Genomic DNA, 26,048 nt, shown 5'->3' on the forward strand with positions numbered 1-26,048 from the left:
CAGGGCTGACACGATCCTTACACCTCACCCCCACAACTGGAAGTAACGGTTTGGGAGTTGACAAGGAAAATGGCGGGCAAAGTTCCGCTTTTCGCCCGGAAAAATCTTGGCCGGGCGCGGGTGGGCCCGGACGCACCGGAGGGCGGCACCACGTCTTGGACGGGTGCCGCCCTCCGGTGCGGTGGGGCCGGGACTACTTCTGCTCGGAGCCGCCGAGCTGGTGCACCCGGACCATGTTGGTGGTGCCGGGGATGCCGGGAGGCGAACCGGCCGTGATGACCATGGTGTCGCCCTCGTTGTAGCGGTTGAGCTTGAGCAGCTCGGCGTCGACCAGGTCGACCATCGCGTCCGTGGAGTCCACGTGCGGGACGACGTACGTCTCGACGCCCCAGCTCAGCGCGAGCTGGTTGCGGGTGCTCGGGTCCGTGGTGAACGCGAGGATCGGCTGGCACGTGCGGTAGCGCGAGAGGCGGCGGGCCGTGTCGCCGGACTGGGTGAAGGCGACCAGCGCCTTGCCGTTGAGGAAGTCCGCGATCTCGCAGGCGGCACGGGCCACCGAACCACCCTGCGTACGCGGCTTCTTGCCCGGGACCAGCGGCTGGAGGCCCTTGGACAGGAGCTCCTCCTCGGCCGCCTCGACGATCTTCGACATCGTCTTGACCGTCTCGATCGGGTACGCGCCCACCGAGGACTCGGCGGAGAGCATGACCGCGTCCGCACCGTCCAGGATCGCGTTGGCGACGTCGGACGCCTCGGCGCGCGTCGGCCGCGAGTTGGTGATCATCGACTCCATCATCTGGGTCGCGACGATCACCGGCTTGGCGTTGCGGCGGCACAGCTCCACGAGGCGCTTCTGCACCATCGGGACCTTCTCCAGGGGGTACTCGACCGCGAGGTCGCCACGGGCCACCATGACACCGTCGAAGGCGGCGACGACGCCCTCCATGTTGGCGACCGCCTGCGGCTTCTCCACCTTGGCGATGACCGGCACGCGGCGGCCGACCTCGTCCATGACCTTGTGGACGTCCTTGACGTCGTCGGCGTCCCGGACGAAGGAGAGCGCGACCAGGTCGCAGCCCATGTTCAGGGCGAACCGCAGGTCCTCGATGTCCTTCTCGGACAGCGCCGGGACGTTCACCGCCGCGCCGGGCAGGTTGATGCCCTTGTGGTCGGAGATGACACCGCCCTCGATGACGATGGTCTTCACCCGGGGGCCGTCCACCGAGACGACCTTGAGCTCGACGTTGCCGTCGTTGATCAGGATCGGGTCGCCCTTGGTGACGTCGCCCGGCAGACCCTTGTAGGTCGTGCCGCAGATCGACTTGTCACCGGGGACGTCCTCGGCGGTGATGGTGAACTCGTCACCCCGGACCAGCTCGACCGGGCCCTCGGCGAACTTGGCGAGGCGGATCTTGGGGCCCTGGAGGTCGGCGAGCACGCCCACCGCGCGGCCCGTCTCCTCGGCGGCCTTGCGGACCCGGTCGTACCGGGCCTGGTGCTCGGCCTGGGAGCCGTGGCTGAAGTTGAAGCGGGCCACGCTCATGCCGGCCTCGATCAGAGCTACGAGCTGCTCATGAGAGTCGACGGCGGGGCCCAGGGTGCAGACGATTTTGGAACGGCGCATAAGGCGGATCCTATCGGTTTGTTTCGCTACGGAATATTCCGTCTGGTGGAATGTACAAATGGGCGGGATGACGCTCAGGTGTCGTCCAGGCAAACCGGAAATTCGGTCAGGAATTCGCCCCCGGTGTCACCAGCTCATACGCCTGCGACGCGATTTCCAGCTCCTCGTCCGTCGGTACCACGGCCACCGCGACCCTGGCGTACTCCGGGGAGATCAGCCGCGCCGTGTCGGCCCGTACGGCGTTGAGCTCGCCGTCCACCGCGAGACCCAGCTCCTCAAGACCCGCGATCGCGGCCTCGCGGACGGGGGCGGCGTTCTCGCCGACGCCCGCCGTGAACGCGATCGCGTCGACCTTGCCGAGCACGGCGTAATAGGCGCCGATGTACTTCTTCAGACGGTGAATGTAGATGTCGAAGGCGAGTTGTGCCTTCTCGTCGCCCTCGTCGCAGCGGCGGCGGATCTCCCGCATGTCATTGTCGCCGCACAGACCCACCAGACCGCTCTTCTTGTTGAGCAGCGCGTCGATGTCGTCCGCCGACATTCCCGCGACCCGCTTGAGGTGGAAGGTGACCGCCGGGTCGATGTCACCGGAACGGGTGCCCATGACCAGGCCCTCCAGCGGCGTGAGCCCCATCGAGGTGTCGACGCACCGGCCGCCGCGGACCGCCGAGGCGGAGGCGCCGTTGCCCAGGTGCAGCACGATCACGTTGACGTCCTCGGGCGCCTTGCCGAGCAGCCGCGCCGTCTCGCGCGACACGTACGCGTGCGAGGTGCCGTGGAAGCCGTAGCGCCGGATGCGGTACTCGTCGGCCGTCGCCACGTCGATCGCGTACCGGGCCGCGGACTCCGGCATCGTCGTGTGGAACGCGGTGTCGAACACCGCGACCTGCGGCAGATCGGGGCGCAGCGCCCGGGCGGTGAGGATGCCCGTGATGTTCGCCGGGTTGTGCAGCGGGGCGACCGGCACCAGGCGCTCGATCTCCGCGAGCACCTCGTCGGTGATCACGGTCGGCGCGCTGAACTTGAGCCCGCCGTGCACCACCCGGTGGCCGATGGCCGCCAACTCCGGGGAATCCAGGCCGAGTCCGTCCAGCGCGAGCTCCGCGGCGACCGCCTTGAGGGCGGCCGCGTGGTCGGCGATCGGGCCGTTCTGCTCACGGGAACCGCTGCCGGTCGCCAGCGGGGTGTGCTTGAGCCGGGAGGTCTCCTCGCCGATCCGCTCGACCAGGCCCACGGCCAGCCGGGAGGCGTCGCGCATGTCGAGGAGCTGGTACTTCACCGACGAGGACCCGGAGTTGAGCACGAGGACGCGGGTGCCCTGGTTGGCGGTGGTCATGCGGAGGCCTCCTGCCCCTGCGCCTGGGCCTGGATGGCCGTGATGGCGACGGTGTTGACGATGTCCTGGACGAGGGCGCCGCGCGACAGGTCGTTGACCGGCTTGCGCAGACCCTGGAGCACCGGGCCCACGGCCACGGCGCCGGCCGAGCGCTGCACGGCCTTGTAGGTGTTGTTGCCGGTGTTGAGGTCCGGGAAGATCAGCACGGTCGCCTGCCCGGCGACCTCCGAGTCCGGCAGCTTGGTCGCGGCCACCGAGGGCTCCACGGCCGCGTCGTACTGGATCGGGCCCTCGATCCTCAGGTCGGGCCTGGCCTCGCGCACCAGCTTGGTGGCCTCGCGCACCTTGTCGACGTCCGCGCCCGAACCGGAGGTGCCCGTCGAGTACGACAGCATCGCGATCCGCGGGTCCACGCCGAACTGCTGGGCGGTGGCGGCCGCCTGGACCGCGATGTCCGCGAGCTGCTCGGCGTTGGGGTCGGGGTTGACCGCGCAGTCGCCGTACACGAGCACCTTGTCGGCGAGGCACATGAAGAAGACCGAGGAGACGATCGAGGCGTCCGGCTTCGTCTTGATGATCTCGAAGGCGGGCCGGATGGTGGCGGCGGTGGAGTGCACCGAACCCGACACCATGCCGTCGGCCAGGCCCTCCTGGACCATCAGCGTGCCGAAGTAGTTCACGTCGGCGACCACGTCGTACGCCAGCTCCACGGTGACGCCCTTGTGGGCGCGCAGCTGCGCGTAGCGCTCGGCGAACTGCTGGCGCAGCTCGGAGGTCGCCGGGTCGATGATCTGGCACTTGGTGACGTCGATGCCGAGGTCCGCGGCCTTCTTGCGGATCGCCTCCACATCACCGAGCAGGGTCAGCTCGCACACGTTCCGGCGCAGCAGGACATCGGCGGCGCGCAGCACCCGGTCCTCGTTGCCCTCGGGCAGCACGACCCGGCGCCGGTGGGCGCGGGCCTGCTCCAGGAGCACGTGCTCGAACATCATCGGGGTGACCCGGCCGCTGCGGGCCACCGAGACCCGGCGCAGCAGGTCGGCGGTGTCCACGTGCCGCTCGAAGAGGCCGAGCGCGGTCTCCGCCTTGCGGGGGGTCGCCGCGTTCAACTTCCCTTCCAGGGCGAAGAGTTCCTGCGCGGTGGGGAAGGAGCCGTGGCTGACCGCGACCACCGGGGTGCCCGGCGCGAGCCGGTCGGCCAGGGTCAGGATCGCCTCGCCGGGCCGCTCGTCGAGGGTGAGCAGCACGCCCGCGATCGGCGGGGTGCCGGCGCTGTGCGCGGCGAGCGAGCCGACCACCAGGTCGGCGCGGTCGCCCGGGGTCACGACCAGGCAGCCCGGGGTCAGCGCGTTCAGGAAGTTCGGCAGCATCGCGCCGCCGAAGACGAAGTCGAGGGCGTCGCGCGCGAGCCCGGCGTCGTCGCCGAGCAGCACCGTGCCGCCCAGGGCCGCGGTGATCTGGGCGACCGTGGGCGCCGAGAGCGCGGGCTCGTCCGGCAGGACGTAGCAGGGCACGGGCAGGCGCGCTGCCAGGCGCTCCTCGATCTCGTGCCGGTCGACGGGGGCGACCCGGTTGACCACCATGGCCAGCACATCGCAGCCGAGCCCGTCGTAGGCCCGGTAGGCGTTGCGGGCCTCGGCCCGTACGGACTCGGCGGTCTGGCCCTTGCCGCCGACCACCGGTATCACCGAGGCGCCGAACTCGTTGGCGAGCCGGGCGTTGAGCGCCAGCTCGTCGGGGAGCTGGGTGTCGGCGAAGTCGGTGCCGAGGACCAGGACGACCTCGTAGTCGCGGGCCACCCGGTGGAAGCGGTCGACGAGCCGTGAGACCAGTTCGTCGGTACCCTGCTCCGCCTGGAGCGCGGACGCCTCGTGGTAGTCCATCCCGTACACCGTGGCGGCGTCCTGGGCCAGCCGGTAACGGGCGCGGAGCAGATCGAACAGGCGGTCAGGTCCGTCGTGCACCAGCGGGCGGAAGACGCCCACCCGGTCCACCTGGCGGGTCAGGAGCTCCATGACTCCCAGCTCGATGACCTGGCGGCCGTCTCCCCGGTCGATCCCGGTCACGTACACGCTGCGCGTCACGCGTGCTCTCCCGTTCTGCATCGCAGGAAATTGTCCATATAGGGCGGTCTTGCCCCCTTGACAATACCTCTGCCAATGGATAGGACGCCCGCCGGACGAAAGGCCCGGCGGCAGGGTCGGAAGACCCGCCCCCCATGATGGTCGGAGTAGCAGGACGGGCGGGTGGCCCGGGGTGCGTGGGACAATCTGAATTGCTCACGTTACGGGGGATTAGGGCGTGACCTCCCAGGACCAGCGAAGCAGGAGATTGACCACGATGCGCATCGGAGTTCTCACCGCAGGCGGCGACTGCCCCGGCCTGAACGCAGTGATCCGGTCGGTCGTGCACCGAGCCGTGGTCGGTCACGGCGATGAAGTCATCGGATTCGAGGACGGGTTCAAGGGCCTGCTCGACGGCCACTACCGCCCGCTCGACCTGAACGCGGTGAGCGGCATCCTGGCCCGCGGCGGCACCATCCTCGGCTCGGCCCGCCTGGAACGCGACCGGCTGCGCGAAGCGTCCGAGAACTGCGCCGAGTTGACCAGGCGCTACGGCATCGACGCGCTCATCCCGATCGGCGGCGAGGGCACGCTCACCGCGGCCCGCATGCTGTCCGACGCGGGCATGCCCGTGGTCGGCGTGCCCAAGACCATCGACAACGACATCTCCGCCACCGACCGCACCTTCGGCTTCGACACCGCGGTGGGCGTCGCCACCGAGGCCATCGACCGCCTCAAGACGACCGCGGAGTCGCACCAGCGCGTGATGGTCGTCGAGGTCATGGGCCGGCACGCGGGCTGGATCGCCCTGGAGTCCGGCATGGCCGGCGGCGCCCACGGCATCTGCCTGCCCGAGCGGCCCTTCCAGGTCGACGACCTGGTCAAGATGGTGGAAGAGCGCTTCGCGCGCGGCAAGAAGTTCGCTGTCGTCTGCGTCGCCGAGGGGGCGCACCCCGCCGACGGCTCGATGCCGTACGAGAAGGGCGCCATCGACCAGTACGGCCACGAGCGCTTCGCCGGCATCGGCAACCGGCTCGCGGTCGAACTGGAGCGGCGCCTGGGCAAGGAGGCCCGCCCGGTCATCCTCGGCCACGTCCAGCGCGGCGGCGTCCCGACCGCCTACGACCGCGTCCTCGCGACCCGGTTCGGCTGGCACGCGGTGGAGGCCGTGCACCGCGGCGAGTTCGGCAACATGACCGCGCTGCGCGGCACGGACATCGTGATGGCCCCGCTGGCCCACGCGGTGACCACCCTGAAGACGGTCCCGGACAACCGGATGTACGAGGCGGAGTCGGTGTTCTAGCCGGGCGACACGGGACCTGAGTCCCTAATTCCGGGGGCCGGAGGTCACCTGTCGGCGGGCGCGCTACCCATGGGCCAGCTCCCAGAACCGGTCGACGATGCGGTCGAGGAAGTCCCGCCCCGCGTCCCCCGTGTCGTTGTCCGAGCCCCAGTTGAGCGTGGCGACCATGTGCGACTGGTACTCGCCGTGGAGCTGGTCGAGCACTCCCTCCACATGCTGCCTGGAGAGCGGGAGCAGCTTCGCCGTCGGCTTGACGTACGCCTGCCAGCGCGTGGTCACCGCGCCGCGCAACAGCTCGGCCAGGTCCTCGTTCTGGCCGGTGGCCGTCACATAGTCGCGCAGCGACAGCTGGAGCAGATCGGCCAGGGCCGCCGACTGGCGTTCGTTGCCGCGCCAGCGCCCCGCGTCCTCCATCCGCCGGTACGCCCCGACGTCGAGCCCGACCCGGCGGGCCATGTCCTCCAGGGTCAGGCCGCGCGCGAGCCGGTGCTCGCGCAGGGTGGAGGCGGCCGCCATCAGATCGCCGGGGGAGCACCACAGGACTCCGGCCAGTGCGGTCAGCTCCCGTGCCTCGGGCGCCGCGAGCCCCCGCTCCCACGCCATCACGGTGTCCGGTGACACCAGCAGGCCGTACTGGGCGCGCATGCCGTAGGCGACGTGGCCGGGGGCCATGCCCAGGGCCTCTCGCAGTCGGCGGGCCGCGAGGGCATTGAAGGGTGGGGTGGGGTGCACGCGCACACCGTAGGACGGTAAGTGACATCTGCCTACGGTGTGTTCCACCAAAGAACGTGAATTGGAGGAAAGTACGGTTTTGGTGGCGTCCGGGTTACCTAAGGGTTCGATAAGCGTGTGCTCGCCCACGCTAACCCTTCACTCCGCCGGCCAGTGCGAAACCTCCGCCGAGCCGCCGGGCGATCAGGACGTACAGCAGCAGCACCGGCGTGGAGTACAGGATCGAGAAGGCGGCGAGCTGGCCGTAGACCACCGAGCCGTAGTTCCCGAAGAACGTGAAGATCGAGACCGAGGCGGGCAGCCGGTCGGGGGAGAGCAGCAGCATGAAGGGGACGAAGAAGTTCCCCCACAGCATGATGAAGGTGTAGACCGTCACCACGGTCACTCCCGGGCCCATCAGCGGCAGCACCACCCGCACCAGGGTCTGCGGCATGGACGCCCCGTCCGTCCAGGCGGCCTCCTCCAGGGCGAGCGGCACCCCGTCCATGAAATTCTTCATCAGCCAGATGGCGAACGGGAGTTGGGAGGTGGCGAGGAACAGTGCCGTGCCGTACGTCGTGTCCACGAGGTTCACCTGTACGAAGAGCCCGTACACCGGAACCATCACCGCCGTGATCGGCAGGCACGTCGTGAACAGGACCGTGAGCAGGTACGGGCGGGTCAGGCGGGAGCGGTAGCGGGAGAGCGGGTAGGCCGCGAGCGCCGCGCACACCACCGTCAGCAGCGTGGAACTCCCGCACAGGACGAGGCTGTTGAGCATCGGCGTGAAGGTGATGTCGGGGGTCAGGACGGCCGAGAAGTTGTCCGGGGTCACCGAGCCGGGGAGCCGCACCCGCAGATCGGCCTGGGTGTCCACGGAGGCCAGCAGCAGCCAGAGCAGCGGCACCGCGAAGGCCGCCGCGACCGCGAGCAGGGCCAGGTCGGCGGCGAGCCGCTGCCGGGTGCGGCGGCGCACCCGGCCCGTGCGGGCCGGCCCGCGGCCAGGGGTGGCCGGCCCGCTTCCGCGGGGCGTCGGCCCGCGTCCCCCGCGGGCCGTCACACGTCCACCTTCATCAGCCGCAGATAGACCACCGAGAACAGCGAGCCGACCAGGAGCAGCAGGAGTGCGACCGCCGTGCCGTAGCCGATCAGGCTCTTCAGGAACGCCTGGTCGTACATGAACACCGGCAGCGTCTGGCTGCGGTCGCCCGGCCCGCCCCGGGTCATCGCCCAGATGAGGCCGAAGACGGAGAGCGTCTGGAGGGTGTTGAGCATCAGGTTGGTGCCGATGGAGCGCCGGATCATCGGCAGGGTGATGTGCCAGAACCGGCGCGCCCCGCCCGCCCCGTCGACCTCCGCCGCCTCCTCGATGTCGCGCGGGATCTCGGCGAGCGCGGCCGAGTAGATCAGCATCGAGAACGCGGTGCCGCGCCACACGTTGGCGAACGACACCGCGAGGATCGGCAGCGTGAACAGCCAGTTCTGGGTGGGGAGATGGAGCCAGCCGAGGATCGCGTTGAGCGTTCCCTCGCGCCGGAAGAAGGCGTAGAGCAGGAAGGCCGCCACGATCTCCGGCAGCACCCAGGCCGTGATCACCAGCGCCCCCGTCACCGTCCGCACCGGGCGCGAGGCCCGCCGCATCAGGGCCGCGAGCGCCAGGCCGAGCGTGTTCTGGCCGATCAGCGACGACAGGACGGTGAAGACGAGGGTGAGCCGGACCGCGTTGCGGAATGCCGGGTCGGCGAAAGCCCGCCGGAAGTTGGCGAGGCCGACGAAGTCGACCGTCGACGATCCGGTCAACTGCATGTCGGTGAAGGCGATGTAGACGCAGTAGCCGATCGGACCGGCGAGGAAGAGCAGCAGGAGCAGCGTCGCGGGCGCGATCGGCAGCCAGCGCACCGCACGGGAACGCGCCCCGCCCCGCGCCGGTACGAAGATGCTCAACTCGCTTCCTGCGCGAGGGACTTGAGCTGTTCGTCGTAGTTCTTGGCGGCAGCGGCCGCCGAGCCGCCGGTGGTGACCGACTCCATCGCCTCGCCGATCGCCGTCGACACCTGCGGATACACCGCGAGCGCGGGCCGGTAGTGGGTGACGGGGACGAGGCCGGTGAAGAAGGTGATGCCCGGCATGGAGTGCAGATACGTCGGGTCGGCGGCCACGTCCGTGCGGACCGCGATCTGGGCGTCCGCCACGTCCCACTTCACCGCGTTCTGTGTCGTCTGCAGGGTCTTGACGAAGTCGAAGGCGAGGGCGGGGTTGGCCGCCTTCGCGGGGATCGCCCACGTCCAGCCGCCCGACATCGAGACCTTGCCCGGCGCCTGGCCGTACTGGGTCGGCATCGCCGCCTGGCCCAGCGTGGTGGACCAGGCGGGCCACTCCTTGGGACCCTTGTTGATCCAGTTCTGGCCGAGCCAGGAACCGTCGAGGGCGATGGCCAGCTTGCCGTTCGGCATCCAGTCGGTGGCCAGATGCGTGCCCACATTGGGGTCGAGGGCGTCGGAGGGGTCGGGCCCGAGCTTCTCCGCGTACACCGTCCGTACGAAGGCGAGGGCGTCCTTGAAGCCCTGGGTGCCCGAGACCCACTTCTTGGCCGCCGGGTCGTACAGCGGGTTCGTGCCGGTCCCGTACAGGAGCATCTCCAGGCCCTGCATGGCGGAGGCCTCGCCGCCCGCCTTGCCGGTGTAGACGTTGAGCGGGATGACGCCGGGGACCTTCTCCTTGACCGTGCGGGCGGCGTCCAGGAGTTCCGCCCAGTTCTTCGGCTGCCAGTTCGCCGGCAGGCCCGCCTTCGCGAAGATCTGCTTGTTGAACCACAGGCCCCGGGTGTCCGTGCCGTCCGGGACCCCGTACGTCTTGCCGTCCTCGGCCTTCGCCGCCGCCTTCGCGGTGTCGACGAAGCGGCCCCACTGGTCCCAGGAGGACAGGTAGTCGTCCAGCGGGCGCAGATAGCCCGCCCCGATGTCGGCGTTGATGCGGAACGTGTCCTCGTACACCAGGTCGGGGGCGGTCTTCGGGGAGCGCATCATCTGCTGGACCTTGGCCGCGTAGTCGTTGTCGGCGGCCTGGATCGGCACGAGCTCGGCCTTCTTGCCGGGATGGGCCTGCTCGAACTGCTCCTTGACGTCCGCCAGGAACGCGTCCTTGAAGCGGATCTTGTTGTCGGTGGAGCGGTTGTACGCGATCTTCACGGTGTTGGCGTCGCTGCCGGAGCCGCCGCAGCCGGCGAGCGCTCCGGCGGCGAGGGCGGCGGCGAGGGCCAGGGAGAGCCGGTGTCCCCTGGCCGCTCGGCGCGGGCGGGACACGGGGGCTGCGGCGGGGGCGGTGGGGCGCACGGGCACGACCTCCTCGGGCCAGGCGTGCGGCCATGGCCACGGCCGCACTTGGCTGCCCGGTGAACGTAAGGGTGCCCGCGGACAAGGTCAACCCCGCCCCCGGCCCGGCTGACAACCTTGTCAACCGCCGTGCCGCCGCGCGGAGTTGAGCCAGCGGTACTGCAACTCGGGGCGGCCGATCTGGCCGTACTGGGGCGTGCGCTCGGCGCGGCCGGTGGTGACCAGATGTTCCAGATAGCGGCGGGCGGTGATCCGCGAGATGCCGACCGCCAGGCCGGCCTCCGCCGCCGTCACGCCCTGCGGTGCCTCGCGCAGGGTGCGGGTGACCGCCTGCAACGTGGGCGCGCTCAGCCCCTTGGGGAGCGCGGACGGCTGCGGGGCGCGCAGCGCGGCCAGCGCCCGGTCCACCTCCTCCTGCCCGCTCGCCTCCCCGGCCGCCGCCCGGAACTCGGCGTACCGCACGAGCCGGTCGCGCAGGGTGGGGAACGTGAACGGCTTCAGTACGTACTGCACGACGCCGAGCGAGACGCCCTCGCGCACCATCGTCAGGTCCCGTGCCGAGGTCACCGCCACCACATCGGCGCTGTGCCCGGCCGCCCGCAGCGACCGTACGAGCTGGAGGCCGTGGCCGTCCGGCAGATACAGGTCGAGCAGCAGCAGGTCCACCTCGGTCCGCTCCAGGGCGCGCAGCGCCTCCGCCCGCGAGTGCGCGACCGCGACCGGGGTGAAGCCGGGCACCCGGCCGACATAGAGCCGATGCGCCTCGGCCGCGACGGGATCGTCCTCGACGACCAGGACCCTGATCATGCGCGCACTCCCTGCTGTATGGGCAGCCGCACGGTGAACTCGGCCCCGCCGTAAGGACTTCGGTCGAGTGCGATGGTGCCGCCGTGCCGGGCCGCGGTGAGCCGGACCAGGGCGAGACCGAGGCCGCGCCCCGGGCTCTTCGTCGACCATCCCCGCTCGAACACGGCCTCGGCGGCGGCCGGGTCGACGCCGGGCCCGCTGTCCGCGACCCGCACCACGAGGGAGCCGTCCTCGGTGGTGAGCGTGACGGCGACCTCGGCGGCGGCGCTGCCCTGTGCCGCGTCCACCGCGTTGTCCACGAGGTTGCCGAGGACGGTCACCAGGTCGCGGGCGGGCAGCGAGTCCGGCAGGAGGCCGTCCCCGATCGCGCTGCCCTCGGTGAGGACCAGCTCCACCCCGTGCTCGTTGGCCTGCGCCGCCTTGCCGAGGAGCAGCGCGGCGAGCACCGGTTCGCCGACCGCGGTGACCACCTGGTCGGTGAGTGCCTGGGCCAGCTCCAGCTCGGCGGTCGCGAACTCGACGGCGTCCTCGACGCGGTCCAGCTCGATCAGCGAGACCACGGTGTGCAGCCGGTTCGCGGCCTCGTGCGCCTGGGCCCGCAGCGCCTGGGTGAATCCGCGCTCGGAGTCCAACTCGCCGGAGAGTGCCTGGAGTTCGGTGTGGTCGCGCAGGGTCACCACGGTGCCGCGCTGCCCGCCGGAGGAGACCGGCCGGGTGTTCAGGACCACGATCCGGTCGGCCGTCATGTGCACCTCGTCCACCCTCGGTTCGGAGGCGAGCAGCGCCCCGGCGAGGGCGGCGGGCAGGCCCAGTTCGGCGACCGGGCGGCCCACCGCGTCCTCGCCGAGCCCGAGCAGCTCGCGCCCGCCGTCGTTGATCAGGGCGATCCGCCGCCGCCCGTCCAGCATCAGGAGTCCCTCGCGCACGGCGTGCAGGGTGGCCTGGTGGTAGTCGTGCATACGGCTCAGCTCGGCCGCGTTCATGCCGTGCGTGTGCCGCCGCAGGCGCGCGTTGATCACGTAGGTGCCGAGGCCGCCGAGCACCAGCGCGCCACCCGCCATGCCGGCAAGTGCCGCCAGCTGCTTGCGCACCTGCTCGCTGATCCGGTCGATGGTGATGCCCGCGCTGACGAGCGCGGTGATCCGGCCATGATCATCGGGGTCGCGCACCGGCGTCACGACCCGTACGGACGGGCCGAGCACGCCCATGTGCGTCTCGGTGAACGTCTCGCCGCGGAGCGCCGGGGCGGTGTCGCCGAGGTAGGTCCGGCCGATCTCGCCCGGCACGGGGTGCGTCCAGCGGGTGCCGTCCGGCGCCATGACCACGACGAAGTCGACGCCCGTCGTGGCGACCAGGGTCCCTGCGTACGGCTGGAGGGCAGCCGTGGGGTCCTTGGTGCGGGCCGCCTCGATCACCGAGGGCGAGGCGGCGACCGAGGTCGCGGTCGCGATCGCCTGGCGCCGCGCGGTCTCCTCGGCCTGGCGGCGGTCGGCCAGGTAGGAGAAGAGCGCGCACCCCGCCACGATCGCGGCGACCAGGACCACCTGCATGGCGAAGAGCTGGCCGGCGAGCGAACGGGGTCGGGGAAGACGCATCCGGTCAGTGTGCTGGCTGGATCCGCATGAACGAAATGCACGTAACGGTGACCGGCGTCACAGTCTGCTGGATAGTCGCGGGGATCGCTCAAGGGCCATCGGGACATGGCCGCAGCCGCAGCAGAGCCGCAACGAAGGAGAACCCCAGTGGCAGAGCCAGCCGCCACCGCCCGCCGGGAACGCACCCGCTATCTCTACCTCGCCGTGATCGGCGCGGTGATCCTCGGCATCGTCGTGGGCTTCGCGGCGCCGGGGGTCGCCGTCCAGCTGAAGCCGATCGGCACCGGGTTCGTGAACCTGATCAAGATGATGATCTCGCCCATCATCTTCTGCACGATCGTGCTCGGCGTCGGCTCGGTGCGCAAGGCCGCCAAGGTCGGTGCCGTGGGCGGCCTCGCGCTCGGCTACTTCCTCGTCATGTCGACCGTGGCCCTCGCCATCGGCCTGGTGGTCGGCAACATCCTGGAGCCCGGCTCCGGCCTCCATCTGACGGAGGCGGCCCGGCACGCCGGCGCCAAGCAGGCCGCCGGGGCCAGCGAGTCGACCGCGGACTTCCTGCTCTCGATCATCCCCAGGACGATGGTGTCCGCCTTCACCGAGGGCCAGGTCCTCCAGACCCTCCTGATCGCCCTGCTCGCCGGCTTCGCGCTCCAGGCGCTCGGCTCGGCGGGGCAGCCGGTGCTGCGCGGCATCGAGCACATCCAGCGGCTGGTCTTCCGCATCCTGGCGATGGTGATGTGGGCGGCGCCCATCGGCGCGTTCGGCGCGATCGCGGGGGTGGTCGGGGAGACCGGTGTGGACGCCCTGAAGGCGCTGGCCGTCATCATGATCGGCTTCTACGTCACCTGCGCCCTCTTCGTGTTCGTGGTGCTCGGCGCGATCCTGAAGCTGATGACCGGTGTGAACATCTTCGGCCTCCTGAAGTACCTGGCCAGGGAGTTCCTGCTGATCCTGTCCACGTCCTCGTCGGAGTCCGCGCTGCCGCGGCTCATCGCGAAGATGGAGCACCTGGGCGTGAGCCGCTCGGTGGCCGGCATCACGGTGCCGACCGGCTACTCGTTCAACCTCGACGGCACCGCGATCTATCTGACGATGTCCTCGCTGTTCATCGCCAACGCGATGGGCAAGCCGCTGGGCGCGAGCGAGCAGATCTCGCTGCTGCTCTTCATGATCATCGCCTCGAAGGGCGCGGCCGGCGTCACGGGCGCGGGCCTGGCCACCCTGGCCGGCGGTCTCCAGTCCCACCGCCCCGAACTGGTCGACGGCGTCGGCCTGATCGTCGGCATCGACCGCTTCATGAGCGAGGCGCGGGCGCTGACCAACTTCGCGGGCAACGCGGTGGCCTGTGTCCTGGTCGGCACCTGGACCAAGGAGATCGACAAGGCCAGGGTCGCGGAGGTCCTGGCGGGCCGCCTGCCGTTCGACGAGCGGATGCTGACGGCGGGCGAACCCGAGGTGCCGGAACAGCGCGAGGACCCGAAGCCGGCTTCCCCCGCGGCCAGTTCCCCGGTGCCCAACTGAGGAAGTCCGATCGGGAATGCCCCATTCCCGCTCAAGGATGCCTAATTGAGGATGTTGACCGCGCGGGCGACCACGAGCACGACGGTCAGCAGGGAAACGGCGGACTGCACCATCATCAGCATCTTCGCCCACCGGTTCAGCGGCATCACATCGGTCGGACTGAACGCGGTGGCGTTGGTGAACGACAGATAGAGATAGTCCGGGAAGGCCGGTTCCCAGTGCGGCGGGGCCAGTTCGGGGCTCTGCATCTGCGGGAAGAGGAAGTCGGGATAGATCCGGGTCGCCTGCATCCGGGCGACCGGTCCGCCCCGGTCCCACTCCCAGTACCAGAGCGCGAACACGATCACGTTGGTCAGCCAGATGCCGCCGCCCGTCACCAGCAGGGCGGTGGCGTCATGGCCCTCCTGCCCCCGCACGAGCCCGACCACGAGCCGTACCGCCGACCAGCCGTTGGCCGCGCTGATGCAGGCGATGAGCACGAGCCCCGCAACCCGGTACAGCCGCGAGGCCCGTTCGATGCGCAGGGGGTTGGCCGCGATGAGCGCCGCGACGAGCGCGACCTCCAGCGCGGGCAGCAGCCACCCCGGGTGAATGGTCAGCCGCTCGGGCAGCGTCCATTGCAGGGCGACGGCGACCAGCACGGCCACGGCGGATGCCCACCGCGACTCCCCCCGGGTGGCCCGCTGCCATGCGGGCACCGGCGGGTGCGCGGGGTGGTGCGGGGTGCCCTGCTCGGGTCCGTGCGCCGGGTCGTGCGCGGAGCCGTGCGCCGGGTCGTGCTCGGGCTCGTCGTGCGGTACGTGTGTCACGGGGCCCATGCTGCCGCCCCGGCCGGGCGGGAGCGAACCGGGGGTCAGCCGTCCGGCTCGGGCGCGTACTCGTACCTTCGGGTGGCAGCAGCAAAGGTCGGACGACTCCCGTTCGGTTCAAGGCCGTTCAAGGCGACCTGTCACCGACCATGACCCACCACCCACGATCATTCGAAGACGCCGCCTAGAACGGCAAGGTCAGCAGCCGGGTCAGCCAGATGACAGCCGGGACGCAGAGAAGGACGCCCCAGCAGCCGGTCAGAAAGAAGGCGCCCAGGGTGTAGCCCAGCCAGGAGTTCACGCGGGCCGGCGCGAGCACGCGTGAGGGGTCCCGGGGGTCGTACGTGATCTCGTCGCGTTCCTCCCGGGCGCAATGCGCGGCCACCTCCCGGCCGTCGAGCGTGCGGAAGTGGGCGAGCGGATCGTCGTTTTCGGCCCTCAAGACCGTTTCGAACCTCGCACGTACGGTGACGCCCCGGCGCCACATCACCCACCGCGTGTTCAACTGGGTCATCCACACCCATAGCCACAGCAGGGCGAATCCGGCCGGGAGCAGCAGCCAGGCGAAGAAGCCCCCGACCGGATCGACGGGCAGCGCGACGGCCAGGGGCAACCCCACGACCGCGTACGAGAGTCCCCGACGCCACCAGTGGTTGCCGTGCAGCACCCGATCGCGAAGGCCTGCCGCCAGGCGCAGGGGCCATATGCGGCGCGAATGCCGCTGTACGGGCTGCCGGTTGCCCGAGGGACCGGCGTCACCGATGATCGCTTCGATCTCCGAGGCGAGCGCGGTGACGATGTCCGCGTTGCGGTGCCGGACCCTGACGGCCGAGCTGCCCCGTGCGTCCCGCGAGGCCGGAGCGGCTCGGGCGTCCTGAGGGTCCCGCGCGTCCTCGACGAGGTGCACGGTCAGCGACTTCCCGGCGGCCTCGACCCGGCGGATCCGCGTCCCGGGCACCACGACGGTCCTGCGCCCCCGAGTCCAGTGCAACGCGCCCTGCTCCACCCAGGCGCGGGTACGGCCGCGCGCCAGGACGACTCCGAGCGCGGGCGCCGTGTTCGATTCCCCCATGGCCAGGGATCCTAAGCGGACGCACCGGCCTCGGCTCCCCGCGGGGTGGACCGAGGCCGGAGAACGGGGCCGGGGCTCAGCTGCCCAGGGCCTTCACCGCCTGGTAGTACGTCCACGCCGTCGCGTCGCACGAGGCCTTCTTCGCGGTGCCGTACGCGGTGCAGACGCGCTTGAGGTCCTCGTACAGGGCGCTGTCCACGCGGGCCTTGTTCGCGGGGAACTGGCCCGCCGCCTTGTAGTTGCGGTAGCCGAAGTCGTGGCGGGCGCAGGACAGTTTGAAGGGGAAGCCGAAGGGGTTGTCGGGGGACTTAGAGCAGTAGTCCGTCGACCAGTCGAAGCCGTACGCGGCCCAGCGGCCCTGGTCGTTGTGGGCGGCCTGCCACGCGCTGGAGCTGCTCGCGCTGGTCTGCGTGAAGGAGGCGAGCACCTGCGCCTTGTCGGCCGGGGTGGCCTGGGCCGGGGCGGTGGCGAACGCGGCGAGGGCGAGTGCCGCGGTCGCGGTCATGCTCAGGGTGGTACGACGGCGCATCCTGAACCTCCGTGGGGGGAGCGGTAGGTGACGTGCCGTCACTCTCGCCCCACGGGCCGTGTGCGGGCTACGGGCTTGCTGAAGAAGCCCCGAAAGATTTCCGGGGTTGTCGACTGCCGGTCACCGGTCGAGCGCCGACCGTCCGGTTGTCCATCGGTTCGACTGCCTCTGGCCGGCTGCTTGTGGCCGACTGCCTGGCACCGGCTTCCCCCCCCGGTCGCCCACCGGCTTCCGCCCCCCACGGGTCGCCCACCGGCTACCGGCTCAGCGCCGCCGCCACGATCTCGGCCGTGCGGTCCGCCGGGACGCCGGCCGAGAGGAGGAGGGTCGTCGCGGCCGAGCGGCCCGCCTCGGATGCGGGCAGGGCGCCCTCGTTGACCGCCTCCATCAGGCCGAACAGGGACTGCTCGTGCACATAGGCGAGGGCGGCGGGCGGCAGGGGAGAGGTGAACACCCCTGCCCGCAGGCCGAGTTGGAGCAGGTCCACGCACTCCTTGCGGACCGGGGCGAGACGCAGCTTGATGCCGGCCATGGTGACGCTGCGCTGGGCCAGGGCGACCAGGAGACGGTAGCGGTCGGCGATCTCCCAGACCGCGAGGGTGGCCCGGGCCAGTGCCTCGGCCGGGTCGGTGATGCCCGCGCGACCCTCGCGGTGCGCGTCCGCGACGGTCTCCGCCGCCTCGTCCACCAGCGCCGCGATCAGCGCGTCCCGGCTCGGGAAGTGCCCGTACACCGTGCGCCGCACGACCCCCGCCGCGCGGGCGATCTGGTCCATCGACGCGTCCGGGTCGCGGAGCAGCTCGGCGAAGGCCACCTCCATGATGCGGCGGCGGTTCGCGTCGGCGCGGCCCCCCGAGGGGGCGGCAGGGGTTGCTGTCACGCCCCCATTTTGCACAGCGCCGTGCAGGGGCGTAAATTGCACAGCGCTGTGTAATTGCACAGTGTTGTGCAAGTAGTCGATGTGGATCTTCCCCGCTGGGGGCCCCGGGGGCGACAGGCCTCGGGGAAGCAAGACCGAGGAAGGGTGAGACACCGTGGGTCTCGTCATCAACCAGCCCGTCGAGAAGATGGGGGCGCCCTACCGGCGACGCTGGTGGGCGCTGCTCGTGCTCTGCCTCAGCCTGCTGATCATCGTGATGGCCAACACCGCCCTGACGGTGGCCGCCCCCGACATGACCAAGGACCTGGGGCTCAGCAGCTCCGACCTGCAATGGGTCATCGACGGCTACACCGTCCCGTACGCCGCCCTGATGCTGCTGCTCGGCGCGATCGGCGACAAGTACAGCCGGCGCGGCGCACTCGTGCTCGGTCTGCTCGTCTTCGCGGGCGCCTCCGTGGCCGGCTCGCTCGTCGACAGCTCGACCGGTGTCATCGCGTCCCGCGCCGTCATGGGCGTCGGCGCCGCGCTGATCATGCCCGCGACCCTGTCGCTGCTCGCCTCCACCTTCCCGCGCGCCGAGCGCGCCAAGGCGATCCTGCTGTGGACCGCGACCGCCGGAATCGCCATCGCCGCCGGGCCGTTGGTCGCGGGCGCGCTCCTGGAGAACCACGGCTGGGCCTCGACGTTCCTGATCAACGTGCCGATCGCACTGCTCGCGGTCGTCGGCGCGTTCGTCCTCGTACCGCCGTCGAAGGCCGCCCACCACGACCGCATCGACTACGTCGGCGGTCTGCTGTCGGTCGTCTCCGTCGGCGCGCTCGTCTACATGATCATCCAGGGCCCGCACTTCGGCTGGGACATCAAGGCGATCGGCGCCGCCGTCGTCGCCGGGCTCGGCTTCCTCGTCTTCGTCCTGTGGGAGCTGCGCCACCCGCGCCCCGTCCTGGACGTACGCCGCTTCGCGCACCGCATGTTCTCCGGCTCGCTGCTCGCCGTCGCGCTGTTCTTCCTCGCGGTCTTCGGCGCGTTCTACTACCTCACCCAGCACCTCCAGTTCGTGCTCGGCTACACCCCGCTGGAGACCGGCATCCGCATGCTGCCGCTGGCCGGCGCGGTCTTCGTGGGCTCCGCGCTCACCGGGTTCCTGACCCCGCGGCTCGGCATGAAGGTCACCGTCACGGCCGGCATGGTCGCCGGTACCGTCGCGCTCGCCCTGCTCACCCGGGTCGACTCCGGCTCCGGGTACGGCGACTTCCTCGCCCCGCTGATCATCCTGGGCGTCGCCATCGGGCTCGCCCTCTCGCCCTGCACGGACGCGATCATGGGCGCGTTCCCGGAGGCCGAACTCGGCGTCGGCGGCGCGGTCAACGACACCTCGCTCGAACTCGGCGGCTCCCTCGGCATCGCCATCCTCGGCTCGGTGCTCGCCAAGTCGTACTCCTCGCACCTCGCGGACGCCACCGCCGGCACGAAGCTGCCCGCATCCGCCCTCGCCACCGCGCAGGACTCCGTCGGCGCCGGTTACGCCGTCGCCCAGGGCATCGGGGACCAGGCCAAGCAGCTCGGTGCCCAGGCGCTGCACGCCGGCTCCCCGCAGCAGGCGGCCCAGCTCAAGGCGCAGGCCGAGCAACTCGCGGCGGGCGCGCAGCAGATGAGCCACGCGGTCGGCTCCGCGTTCTCCGACGCGGTCGCCCGCACCAGCCTCATCGGGGCGGTCATCCTGGGTGTGGGCACCGTCCTGGTCGCCGTCCTCCTGCCGCGCCGCGACAAGAGCGCCGCGCAGCCGGAGCAGCCGTCGGACGACTCGGAGCGCGAGCCCCTGTCGGTCTGAGCGGCCCGGAGACCGCGCGGGCGGCCGGGCGGTCGGTTTGGTCGGTTGGTCGGGTTGGTCGGTTGGTCGGGCGGTCGGCGTGCGCGTCGATCGCCCGGCTCCTGCGACGGCGGCCTTGCCTTGACGTCGACGTGAACGCTTACCGTCCTTGTCATGCGCATCGGCGAACTCGCGGCGCGGGCGGGCACCACCACTCGCGCGCTCAGGTACTACGAGTCGCGCGGCCTGCTCGCCGCGCGGCGCACCGACAACGGCTACCGCACGTACGACGAGGACGACCTGCGGCTGCTCCAGCAGATCCGGACCCTCCAGGACTTCGGGTTCGATCTGGAGGAGACCCGGCCGTTCGTGGAGTGCCTGCGGGCGGGCCACCCGGCCGGTGACAGCTGTCCCGCGTCGCTCGCGGTGTACCGCCGCAAGCTGGCCGAGCTCGACGCGTTGATCGACGAGCTCGGTGCCGTGCGCACCCGGGTGCGGGCGGAGCTGGCGCGGGCCGAGGTGCTGGCGACGGCGGAGGTGCCGGGCGGGCCCGAGCCGCGCTGCGAGTTGAGCCCGAAGACATGACCGGCGCACCGCATGCGCGCGGTGACCGGACGACAACGGGCACTTGGATCCGAGGGGATGACGCGTTGATCGAGGCAGCAGGCGTGGACGAGGTCACGGACGAGACGTTCGCCGAGGAGGTGACGGGGTCGAGCCTTCCGGTCCTGGTGGAGTTCACGGCCGACTGGTGCGGGCCGTGCCGCCAACTCGCGCCCGTCCTGGGCGCGCTGGCGAAGGAGGAGGCGGGCCGGCTGAAGATCGTCGTGTTGGACGTGGACCGGAACCCGGAGACGACCGCCAAGTACGGCATCCTGTCGGCGCCCACCCTCGTGGTCTTCGTCGACGGCGAACCGGTGAAGTCGATGGTGGGCTCGCGCCCCAAGCGGCGGCTGCAACAGGAACTGGCCGATGTGATCTGAGCGGGCGAGCCCACAAAAATGCCCCGGATGAATTGACATCCGGGGCGTTCTCCTGCGTATATTAAGTGTTTCGCGCCTTCCGATAAGAAGTCACGAATAAGCTTTATGGAAGCACTGTATCGCGTCAGGAGTGGAATTGTCAACCGAGGAATTTCGGAAGGAACAACAATTCATCACCGACCTCTACATCCGGCTCGACCAGCTGCGGGAGCAGGCCGAGAGCGCGGTGCGGTCGGCGTTGTCCCAGGTCGGCACGGGTCTCCAGGCCCGGCTCGAACGGGATGTGACGGTCGCCGAACAGTCCGGGCTGCTCGGCGCGCTCGACGCGGGTGAGAACGGGCTGTGCTTCGGGCGGCTCGATTTCCAGGACGGCGCAACGCACCATGTGGGGCGCATCGGAATCCGCAGAAATGACCGGGAACGCACTCCCCTCGTGATCGACTGGCGGGCCGAAAAGGCACGCCCGTTCTATCTCGCCACCGGGTATTCCCCGATGGGACTGCGGCGCAGGCGCCACATCACCACCCAGGGCCGCACCGTCACCGCGCTGCACGACGAGCTGCTCGACCTGACGGATCCGGAGCGCACCGGGCACGAGGGCGCCAACGCCGACGAGGTGCTCCTCGCCGCGCTGGATGCCGCCCGCACCGGCCGGATGCACGACATCGTGCAGACCATCCAGGCCGAGCAGGACCGCATCATCCGCGCCCCGCACCGCGGTGTGCTCGTCGTGGAGGGCGGGCCCGGCACCGGAAAGACGGTCGTCGCGCTGCACCGCGCGGCGTATCTCCTCTACGAATACCGGGAGTTGCTGGCCCGCAGGGCCGTACTCGTGGTCGGCCCCAACCCGGCGTTCCTCGGCTACATCGGCGATGTGCTGCCCTCGCTCGGCGAGACGGGCGTGCTTCTGTCGACGATGTCCGAGCTGTTCCCCGGCGTGCACGCCACCGGTTCCGACACCCCCGAGGCCGCCGAGGTCAAGGGCCGGGCCGTCATGGCCGAGGTGCTGGCCGCGGCCGTGCGCGACCGCCAGACCGTGCCCGAGTGGGCCACGGAGATCCCGCACGACGGATACGGGACGCTCCAGCTGGACCGGGCGATGGCCGAGGACGCGCGGTGGCGGGCGCGCGAGAGCGGCCTGCCGCACAACCTGGCCCGGCCGCACTTCGCCTTCCACATCATCGACGCGCTCACCGCACAGCTGGTGGAGCGCATCGGCGCCGACCCCTTCGGCGGACCCAACCTGCTCGGCCCGGACGACGCCGCCCAGATGGGCAAGGAGATCGCGACGAGCCGTGAGGTGCACGCGGCGATCGACGAGCTGTGGCCGATGCTGACACCGCAGGAGTTCGTGGCGGACTTCCTGGCCGAGCCCTCCCATCTCCCGGACGCCGAGGCCAAGTTGATCCGGCGGACCGGCGGCGACTGGACGCCCGGCGATGTGCCCCTGCTCGACGAGGCGGCCGAAATCCTCGGTGCGGACGACAGCGCGGCGCGGGCCGCCGCCGAGGCCGAGCGCCAGGACCGCATCGCCTACGCGCAGGGTGTGCTCGACCTCTCCGCGGGCTCGGAGTCGTACGAGTTCGAGGACGAGGAGTCCGAGGTGCTCGCGGCGCACAACATCATCGACGCCGAGCGGATGGCGGAGCGGCACGAGGAGGCCGACCACCGCAGTGCGGCCGAGCGCGCCGCCGCCGATCGGACCTGGGCGTTCGGGCACATCATCGTCGACGAGGCGCAGGAGCTCTCGGCGATGGCGTGGCGGCTGCTGATGCGGCGCTGCCCGACCCGCTCGATGACGCTCGTCGGCGACCCCGCGCAGACCGCGGACGCGGCGGGGGTGGGCTCCTGGGAGGGGATCCTCTCCCCGTACGCAGCCGCCGGGCACTGGGAGCACGTCCGGCTCGGCGTCAACTACCGCACGCCGGCCGAGATCATGGAGGTGGCGGCCGGGGTCCTGCGGGACGCCGATCCCTCCTTCGTGCCGCCGAGCTCCGTCCGCTCCACCGGGGTGCGGCCCTGGGCCCGGCGGGTCGCACCCGGCGCGCTCGCGTCGGCGGTGGCGGACGCCGTCGCGGCCGACCAGGGCGCGGGGCGCCTCGCGGTCATCGCTCCGGCCGCGCTGCATGCCGCGCTCCTGGCGGCCCTGCCCGACGCGTCGTCGGGCCCCGTCCCCGACCTGACGAGCGAGGTGGTCCTCCTCGACCCGCGTCAGGCGAAGGGGCTGGAGTTCGATGCGGTGCTGGTGGTGGAGCCGGGGGAGTACGGGGTGAGCGACCTGTACGTCGCGCTGACGCGGGCCACGCAGAGGCTGGGGGTGCTGGCCTCGGGGCCGCTGCCCCCGCCCCTGGGCGACTTGCCGACCGCCTAGCCGGCCGCCGCGCCCCCTGGGGCCTTGCCTTTGCCCCTCCCCGCCCCTTCCCTAAACCCTCCGGGGGTGGTGCGGGGATGGGTGGGCTTCCGGGGGCTGCCCCCCCGGGGCCCCGCTCGTTTCGGCTGCGGACCGTGCGTGGCTGGTCGCGCAGTTCCTCGCGCCCCTGGGCGTGCCGGTGCGGGGGTGGGGGGCGGTTTTCCGGGGCTGCGCCTCCGGGCCCCGCTCGCTTCGGCTGCGGGCTGTGCGTGGCTGGTCGCGCAGTTCCTCGCGCCCCTGGGCGTGGCGGTGCGGGGGTGGGGGATGGCTTTCCGGGGCTGCGCCCTCGGGTCGCGTTCGGTTTGGCTGCGGGCCGTGTGTGGCTGGTCGCGCAGTTCCTCGCGCCCCTGTAGGTGGCCGGCGTCTCCCTGGTCGCGCTCACTGCGGCGGAGCCGCGCGCATGTCACAGTCTCGCGCCCCTGTAGGTGGCCGGCGTCTCCCCGGTCGCGGCCGCCGCGGTGGAGCCGCGCGAAGGTCACCGTCCCGCGCCCTTGTAGGGGGACCCGAATGCCTCGGTGCTGGCCGGCGCAGGCACCCTCAGCCCGTCCGGCGTTTGAGGACGAGCGCCGTTCAGGCGCGAACGGGGTCTGGGGCGGAGCCCCAGGGGGACCCGGAACCTACCAACCCGGGGCAACGGGCGGGAGGGTGGGCAAACCCCCCGGACCCGAACCCTAAGCCGGAGGCGCCCCCGTGCTTTCGCGCGACTCCAACCGCGGCAGCGGATCCTGGAGTTGGCGCGGCGCGCCGCCGTCCAGGAGGGCAAGGAGCTGGGCCGCCGCCCGGCCCCCGAACTCGTCGGCCTTCCGCACCAGCGCCGTGAGCTGGGGATGCAGCGTATGGCAGATGACGGAGTCCTCCCAGGACACCACCGACACGTCCCGCGGGATCAACAGCCCCCGCTCCGCCGCGACACTGACCGCCGCCACCGCCATCACCTCGTTGTCGCAGATGAGGGCCGTGGGCGGCACCGGCGCCGAGAACAACCGCCGGGCCGCCTTGGCTCCCTGACGGTCCGTGAAGTCCGTCGTCACGGACACCGCGTGCTCCAGGCCGAGCCGCCGCGCGGCCGCCCGCAGCGACGCGATCCGGCGAGCCGTGTGGGCGAAGCCCGGCGTCCCCGCGATGTGGCCGATGCGCCGGTGGCCGAGCCCGTACAGATGACGGACGATCAGGTCCATCGCCCCGGAGTCGTCGGCCCAGATGTTGGAGAGCCGCGCCCGGCGCGGGAGTTGGGGCGCGTCAGGACTGCCCGGCGCCTCCATCCCGCCGATGATCACGGCCGGCAGGCCGAGGACCGCGAGGGTCTCGGGGCGCGGGTCCGAGACCCGGGGGTCGACCACGATCACTCCGTCGACCCGCCCCTCCGCCCACCACCGCCGGTACAGCTCGCACTCCGCCTGGACGTCGTCGACCATCTGGAACACCAGCGCCTGGTCCCGCGGCGCGAGGCTCGCCTGGATGCCCGAGACGAGCTGGAGGAAGAACGACTCCCCGCCCAGGCTGTCCGCCGGGCGGGCCAGGACCATGCCCACGGCGCCCGCGCTCTCGCCGGAGAGCGCACGCGCCGCCGAGCTGGGGCGCCAGCCGAGCCGGTCCGCGACCCGGATGACCCGGCGCCGGGTCGAATCCGACACCCCGGGGCGGTTGTTGAGCGCGAAGGACACCGCGCTGGTGGAGACCCCGGCCTCTCTGGCCACGTCCTTCATCGTCGGACGGCGGGGCGGCGGCGCATCGCTTTCGATCTCGCTCATCCGCTGATGGTAACGCGGTTTAGTTGAATCGCACTAAACCGCCTTAGTAGTCTCGCAAGATTCAGGACTTTAGTCCTTTTTAGCCGCGCTGACCTGCATGTTTAGTGAATCTGTCTACTTATTCGCTATTGACGGCCAATTAATTCGCGCTGCATGGTGTGCGGCAACGTCATCGGGACGAGGCGAAGGAGTCAGCCACTCATGTCCATTCATCGCAGTGTCGCGATCCGGACGGCCGTAGGTCTCGGCACCGCCCTCTCGCTCACCCTGCTCACCGCGTGCGGTGGCGGCGGGAGCGGCAAGGGGTCGGCCACCGACGGGAAGGTCGAGGGCGAGATCAAGTTCCAGACCTGGAACCTCCGCGCCAATTTCAAGGACTACTTCGAAGGCGTCATCAAGGACTTCGAGAAGGCCAACCCCGGCACCACGGTGAAGTGGGTCGACCAGCCCGCCGACAACTACGCCGACAAGCTGAGCGCGGACGCCACCGCCGGCACCCTCCCCGATGTCGTGAACCTCTCGCCGGACCTCGCCTATCCGCTCGCCAAGGCCGGGACGCTGCTCAACCTGGACAAGGACAAGGTCGCCGCCAAGTTCAAGCCCGAGTACCTGGACGGCGCCTGGCAGGGCTTCGACATGCCGGGGCTCGACGGCTCGTACGCCTTCCCCTGGTACCTGAACACCGGACCGCTCTTCTACAACAAGTCCATGTTCAAGGACGCCGGGCTCGACCCCGACAAGGCGCCCAAGACCTTCGACGAACTCTTCGCGGACGCGGCCCAGTTGGCGCAGAAGGGCAAGGCCACCCTCGCGCAGCCGCCGACCGTCGAGGACTTCGGGCGCTACGGGGTGCAGATCATGAGCGAGGACGGGACGAAGTTCACCTTCAACGACGCCAAGGGTGTCGATTTCCTGACGAAGTATCAGGCGATGTTCAAGGAGGGCGGTCTGCACAAGCAGGCACTCACGCTCACCGCCGAGACGGCCGGGCAGAAGTTCCTCCAGCAGGAGGTGGCCATGAACCCGGGCAGCGCCCACGATCTGGACACCTTCAAGAAGAACGCCCCGTCGCTCTACAACAGCCTCGGCATCACCGACGTACCGACCAACACCGGCAAGCAGAACATGTACTTGCAGGGCCTGTCGGTCAACTCGCAGAGCAAGAACGCCGCGACCGCCCTCGCCTTCGCGCACTTCGTCACCGACCAGAAGAACCAGGAGGACTTCGGCCACAAGGTCGCCGTCTTCCCCAGCACCAAGGGCTCGCTCGACAAGGAGTACTGGACGAAGTCCGACGGTACCGAGGAGGGCAAGATCCGGGTCGCCTCGGCCAAGATGCTGCCGACCGCCGTCAACTACACGCCGGTGCTGTTCAGCGACGAGATGAAGACGATCCTGCGCAACGAGATAGCCAAGTGTCTCCAGGGCAAGGAGTCCCCGAAGCAGGCCCTGGACAGCGCGGCGAACCAGATGACCAAGCTGATCCAGCAGAAGTGACCCGGTGACCGAGCG

21 protein-coding genes are annotated in these 26,048 nt (G+C 70.8%); 7 read left to right on the forward strand and 14 right to left on the reverse strand.

Annotation, left to right across the window (positions count from 1 at the left end; all coding sequences use genetic code 11):
• Window positions 1-193: 193 nt before the first annotated feature.
• The 3 genes from pyk to pta all read right to left on the reverse strand — a co-directional run bounded on the left by pyk (window position 194) and on the right by pta (window position 5,044).
• Window positions 194-1,624 (reverse strand): pyruvate kinase, encoded by a 1,431-nt coding sequence (gene pyk / locus CG740_RS24945; protein WP_100577497.1) that lies wholly within the window; start codon window positions 1,622-1,624, stop codon window positions 194-196.
• A gap of 106 nt (window positions 1,625-1,730) precedes the next feature.
• Window positions 1,731-2,960 (reverse strand): acetate kinase, encoded by a 1,230-nt coding sequence (locus tag CG740_RS24950; protein ID WP_100577498.1) that lies wholly within the window; start codon window positions 2,958-2,960, stop codon window positions 1,731-1,733.
• On the reverse strand, window positions 2,957-5,044 hold the full coding sequence (gene pta, locus CG740_RS24955) for a phosphate acetyltransferase (protein ID WP_100577499.1): 2,088 nt from the start codon (window positions 5,042-5,044) through the stop codon (window positions 2,957-2,959). The genes CG740_RS24950 and pta overlap by 4 nt, the downstream gene beginning before the upstream one ends.
• Window positions 5,045-5,300: 256 nt before the next feature.
• Here pta and CG740_RS24960 point away from each other — a divergent pair, with 256 nt between their 5' ends.
• Entirely contained in the window at window positions 5,301-6,326 is a 1,026-nt protein-coding gene (locus tag CG740_RS24960) for an ATP-dependent 6-phosphofructokinase (protein ID WP_100577500.1), read from the forward strand.
• 63 nt (window positions 6,327-6,389) lie between these two features.
• On the opposite strand, the gene CG740_RS24965 is transcribed toward CG740_RS24960, so the two are convergent.
• The 6 genes from CG740_RS24965 to CG740_RS24990 all read right to left on the reverse strand — a co-directional run bounded on the left by CG740_RS24965 (window position 6,390) and on the right by CG740_RS24990 (window position 12,771).
• Window positions 6,390-7,058 carry a helix-turn-helix domain-containing protein gene (locus CG740_RS24965; protein WP_376496407.1) on the reverse strand — a complete coding sequence of 223 codons (669 nt, stop codon included), beginning with the start codon at window positions 7,056-7,058 and terminating at the stop codon, window positions 6,390-6,392.
• A gap of 130 nt (window positions 7,059-7,188) precedes the next feature.
• Window positions 7,189-8,013 (reverse strand): carbohydrate ABC transporter permease, encoded by an 825-nt coding sequence (locus tag CG740_RS24970; protein WP_100577502.1) that lies wholly within the window; start codon window positions 8,011-8,013, stop codon window positions 7,189-7,191.
• An 80-nt stretch (window positions 8,014-8,093) separates the two neighbouring features.
• Window positions 8,094-8,981: a carbohydrate ABC transporter permease gene (locus CG740_RS24975; protein ID WP_100577503.1), complete on the reverse strand. Its 888-nt coding sequence runs from the start codon at window positions 8,979-8,981 to the stop codon at window positions 8,094-8,096.
• A complete protein-coding gene (locus CG740_RS24980; protein WP_442802852.1) occupies window positions 8,978-10,369 on the reverse strand; it encodes an extracellular solute-binding protein in 1,392 nt (463 codons plus the stop codon). The genes CG740_RS24975 and CG740_RS24980 overlap by 4 nt, the downstream gene beginning before the upstream one ends.
• 120 nt (window positions 10,370-10,489) lie before the next feature.
• Window positions 10,490-11,176, reverse strand: a complete 687-nt coding sequence (locus CG740_RS24985; RefSeq protein WP_100577505.1) for a response regulator — start codon at window positions 11,174-11,176, stop codon at window positions 10,490-10,492.
• Entirely contained in the window at window positions 11,173-12,771 is a 1,599-nt protein-coding gene (locus CG740_RS24990) for a sensor histidine kinase (protein ID WP_100577506.1), read from the reverse strand. The genes CG740_RS24985 and CG740_RS24990 overlap by 4 nt, the downstream gene beginning before the upstream one ends.
• A 105-nt stretch (window positions 12,772-12,876) precedes the next feature.
• Here CG740_RS24990 and CG740_RS24995 point away from each other — a divergent pair, with 105 nt between their 5' ends.
• Window positions 12,877-14,292, forward strand: a complete 1,416-nt coding sequence (locus CG740_RS24995) for a cation:dicarboxylate symporter family transporter (RefSeq protein WP_100577507.1) — start codon at window positions 12,877-12,879, stop codon at window positions 14,290-14,292.
• Between the two features lie 41 nt (window positions 14,293-14,333).
• Here the strand turns inward: CG740_RS24995 and CG740_RS25000 are convergent, their stop codons facing one another.
• The 4 genes from CG740_RS25000 to CG740_RS25015 form a co-directional block, all read right to left on the reverse strand.
• The gene (locus CG740_RS25000) at window positions 14,334-15,101 is read right to left on the reverse strand and encodes a DUF1345 domain-containing protein (RefSeq protein ID WP_234376473.1); all 768 of its coding nucleotides are present in this window, start codon (window positions 15,099-15,101) and stop codon (window positions 14,334-14,336) included.
• A 184-nt stretch (window positions 15,102-15,285) separates the two neighbouring features.
• Window positions 15,286-16,173 carry a hypothetical protein gene (locus CG740_RS25005; RefSeq protein WP_100577508.1) on the reverse strand — a complete coding sequence of 296 codons (888 nt, stop codon included), beginning with the start codon at window positions 16,171-16,173 and terminating at the stop codon, window positions 15,286-15,288.
• A 76-nt stretch (window positions 16,174-16,249) separates the two neighbouring features.
• The gene (locus CG740_RS25010) at window positions 16,250-16,702 is read right to left on the reverse strand and encodes a phospholipase (protein WP_100577509.1); all 453 of its coding nucleotides are present in this window, start codon (window positions 16,700-16,702) and stop codon (window positions 16,250-16,252) included.
• A 256-nt stretch (window positions 16,703-16,958) separates the two neighbouring features.
• Window positions 16,959-17,522: a TetR/AcrR family transcriptional regulator gene (locus tag CG740_RS25015; RefSeq protein WP_234376482.1), complete on the reverse strand. Its 564-nt coding sequence runs from the start codon at window positions 17,520-17,522 to the stop codon at window positions 16,959-16,961.
• A 214-nt stretch (window positions 17,523-17,736) separates the two neighbouring features.
• Between CG740_RS25015 and CG740_RS25020 the strand changes: the two genes are divergently transcribed.
• From CG740_RS25020 to CG740_RS25035, 4 genes are all read left to right on the forward strand, one after another.
• Window positions 17,737-19,413, forward strand: a complete 1,677-nt coding sequence (locus CG740_RS25020; protein WP_100577511.1) for an MFS transporter — start codon at window positions 17,737-17,739, stop codon at window positions 19,411-19,413.
• A 153-nt stretch (window positions 19,414-19,566) separates the two neighbouring features.
• Window positions 19,567-19,977 carry a MerR family transcriptional regulator gene (locus tag CG740_RS25025; RefSeq protein WP_100577512.1) on the forward strand — a complete coding sequence of 137 codons (411 nt, stop codon included), beginning with the start codon at window positions 19,567-19,569 and terminating at the stop codon, window positions 19,975-19,977.
• Window positions 19,978-20,042: 65 nt separating this feature from the next.
• Complete coding sequence (gene trxA / locus CG740_RS25030; RefSeq protein ID WP_100577513.1) at window positions 20,043-20,375, forward strand: thioredoxin; 333 nt, start codon at window positions 20,043-20,045, stop codon at window positions 20,373-20,375.
• Between the two features lie 136 nt (window positions 20,376-20,511).
• Entirely contained in the window at window positions 20,512-22,746 is a 2,235-nt protein-coding gene (locus CG740_RS25035; protein ID WP_100577514.1) for a HelD family protein, read from the forward strand.
• 710 nt (window positions 22,747-23,456) lie between these two features.
• Here the strand turns inward: CG740_RS25035 and CG740_RS25040 are convergent.
• Window positions 23,457-24,536 (reverse strand): LacI family DNA-binding transcriptional regulator, encoded by a 1,080-nt coding sequence (locus tag CG740_RS25040; RefSeq protein WP_234376474.1) that lies wholly within the window; start codon window positions 24,534-24,536, stop codon window positions 23,457-23,459.
• Between the two features lie 201 nt (window positions 24,537-24,737).
• Between CG740_RS25040 and CG740_RS25045 the strand changes: the two genes are divergently transcribed.
• Window positions 24,738-26,033, forward strand: coding sequence for an ABC transporter substrate-binding protein (locus CG740_RS25045; RefSeq protein ID WP_100577516.1), 1,296 nt, complete (start codon window positions 24,738-24,740; stop codon window positions 26,031-26,033).
• Window positions 26,034-26,048: the final 15 nt, after the last annotated feature.

This window comes from Streptomyces sp. CB01201, from assembly GCF_002803085.1.
In the GTDB taxonomy this organism is placed as follows: domain Bacteria; phylum Actinomycetota; class Actinomycetes; order Streptomycetales; family Streptomycetaceae; genus Streptomyces; species Streptomyces hundungensis.

Excerpts from the sequence above, each read along its gene's own strand:
- pyk (WP_100577497.1), bottom strand. The coding sequence starts at position 1,624 with ATGCGCCGTTCCAAAATCGTCTGCACCCTGGGCCCCGCCGTCGACTCT.
- CG740_RS24950 (WP_100577498.1), bottom strand. The coding sequence starts at position 2,960 with ATGACCACCGCCAACCAGGGCACCCGCGTCCTCGTGCTCAACTCCGGG.
- CG740_RS24960 (WP_100577500.1), top strand. The coding sequence starts at position 5,301 with ATGCGCATCGGAGTTCTCACCGCAGGCGGCGACTGCCCCGGCCTGAAC.
- CG740_RS24985 (WP_100577505.1), bottom strand. The coding sequence starts at position 11,176 with ATGATCAGGGTCCTGGTCGTCGAGGACGATCCCGTCGCGGCCGAGGCG.
- CG740_RS24990 (WP_100577506.1), bottom strand. The coding sequence starts at position 12,771 with ATGCGTCTTCCCCGACCCCGTTCGCTCGCCGGCCAGCTCTTCGCCATG.
- CG740_RS24995 (WP_100577507.1), top strand. The coding sequence starts at position 12,877 with ATGGCCGCAGCCGCAGCAGAGCCGCAACGAAGGAGAACCCCAGTGGCA.
- CG740_RS25005 (WP_100577508.1), bottom strand. The coding sequence starts at position 16,173 with ATGGGGGAATCGAACACGGCGCCCGCGCTCGGAGTCGTCCTGGCGCGC.
- CG740_RS25010 (WP_100577509.1), bottom strand. The coding sequence starts at position 16,702 with ATGCGCCGTCGTACCACCCTGAGCATGACCGCGACCGCGGCACTCGCC.
- CG740_RS25015 (WP_234376482.1), bottom strand. The coding sequence starts at position 17,522 with ATGGAGGTGGCCTTCGCCGAGCTGCTCCGCGACCCGGACGCGTCGATG.
- CG740_RS25025 (WP_100577512.1), top strand. The coding sequence starts at position 19,567 with ATGCGCATCGGCGAACTCGCGGCGCGGGCGGGCACCACCACTCGCGCG.
- CG740_RS25040 (WP_234376474.1), bottom strand. The coding sequence starts at position 24,536 with ATGAGCGAGATCGAAAGCGATGCGCCGCCGCCCCGCCGTCCGACGATG.
- CG740_RS25045 (WP_100577516.1), top strand. The coding sequence starts at position 24,738 with ATGTCCATTCATCGCAGTGTCGCGATCCGGACGGCCGTAGGTCTCGGC.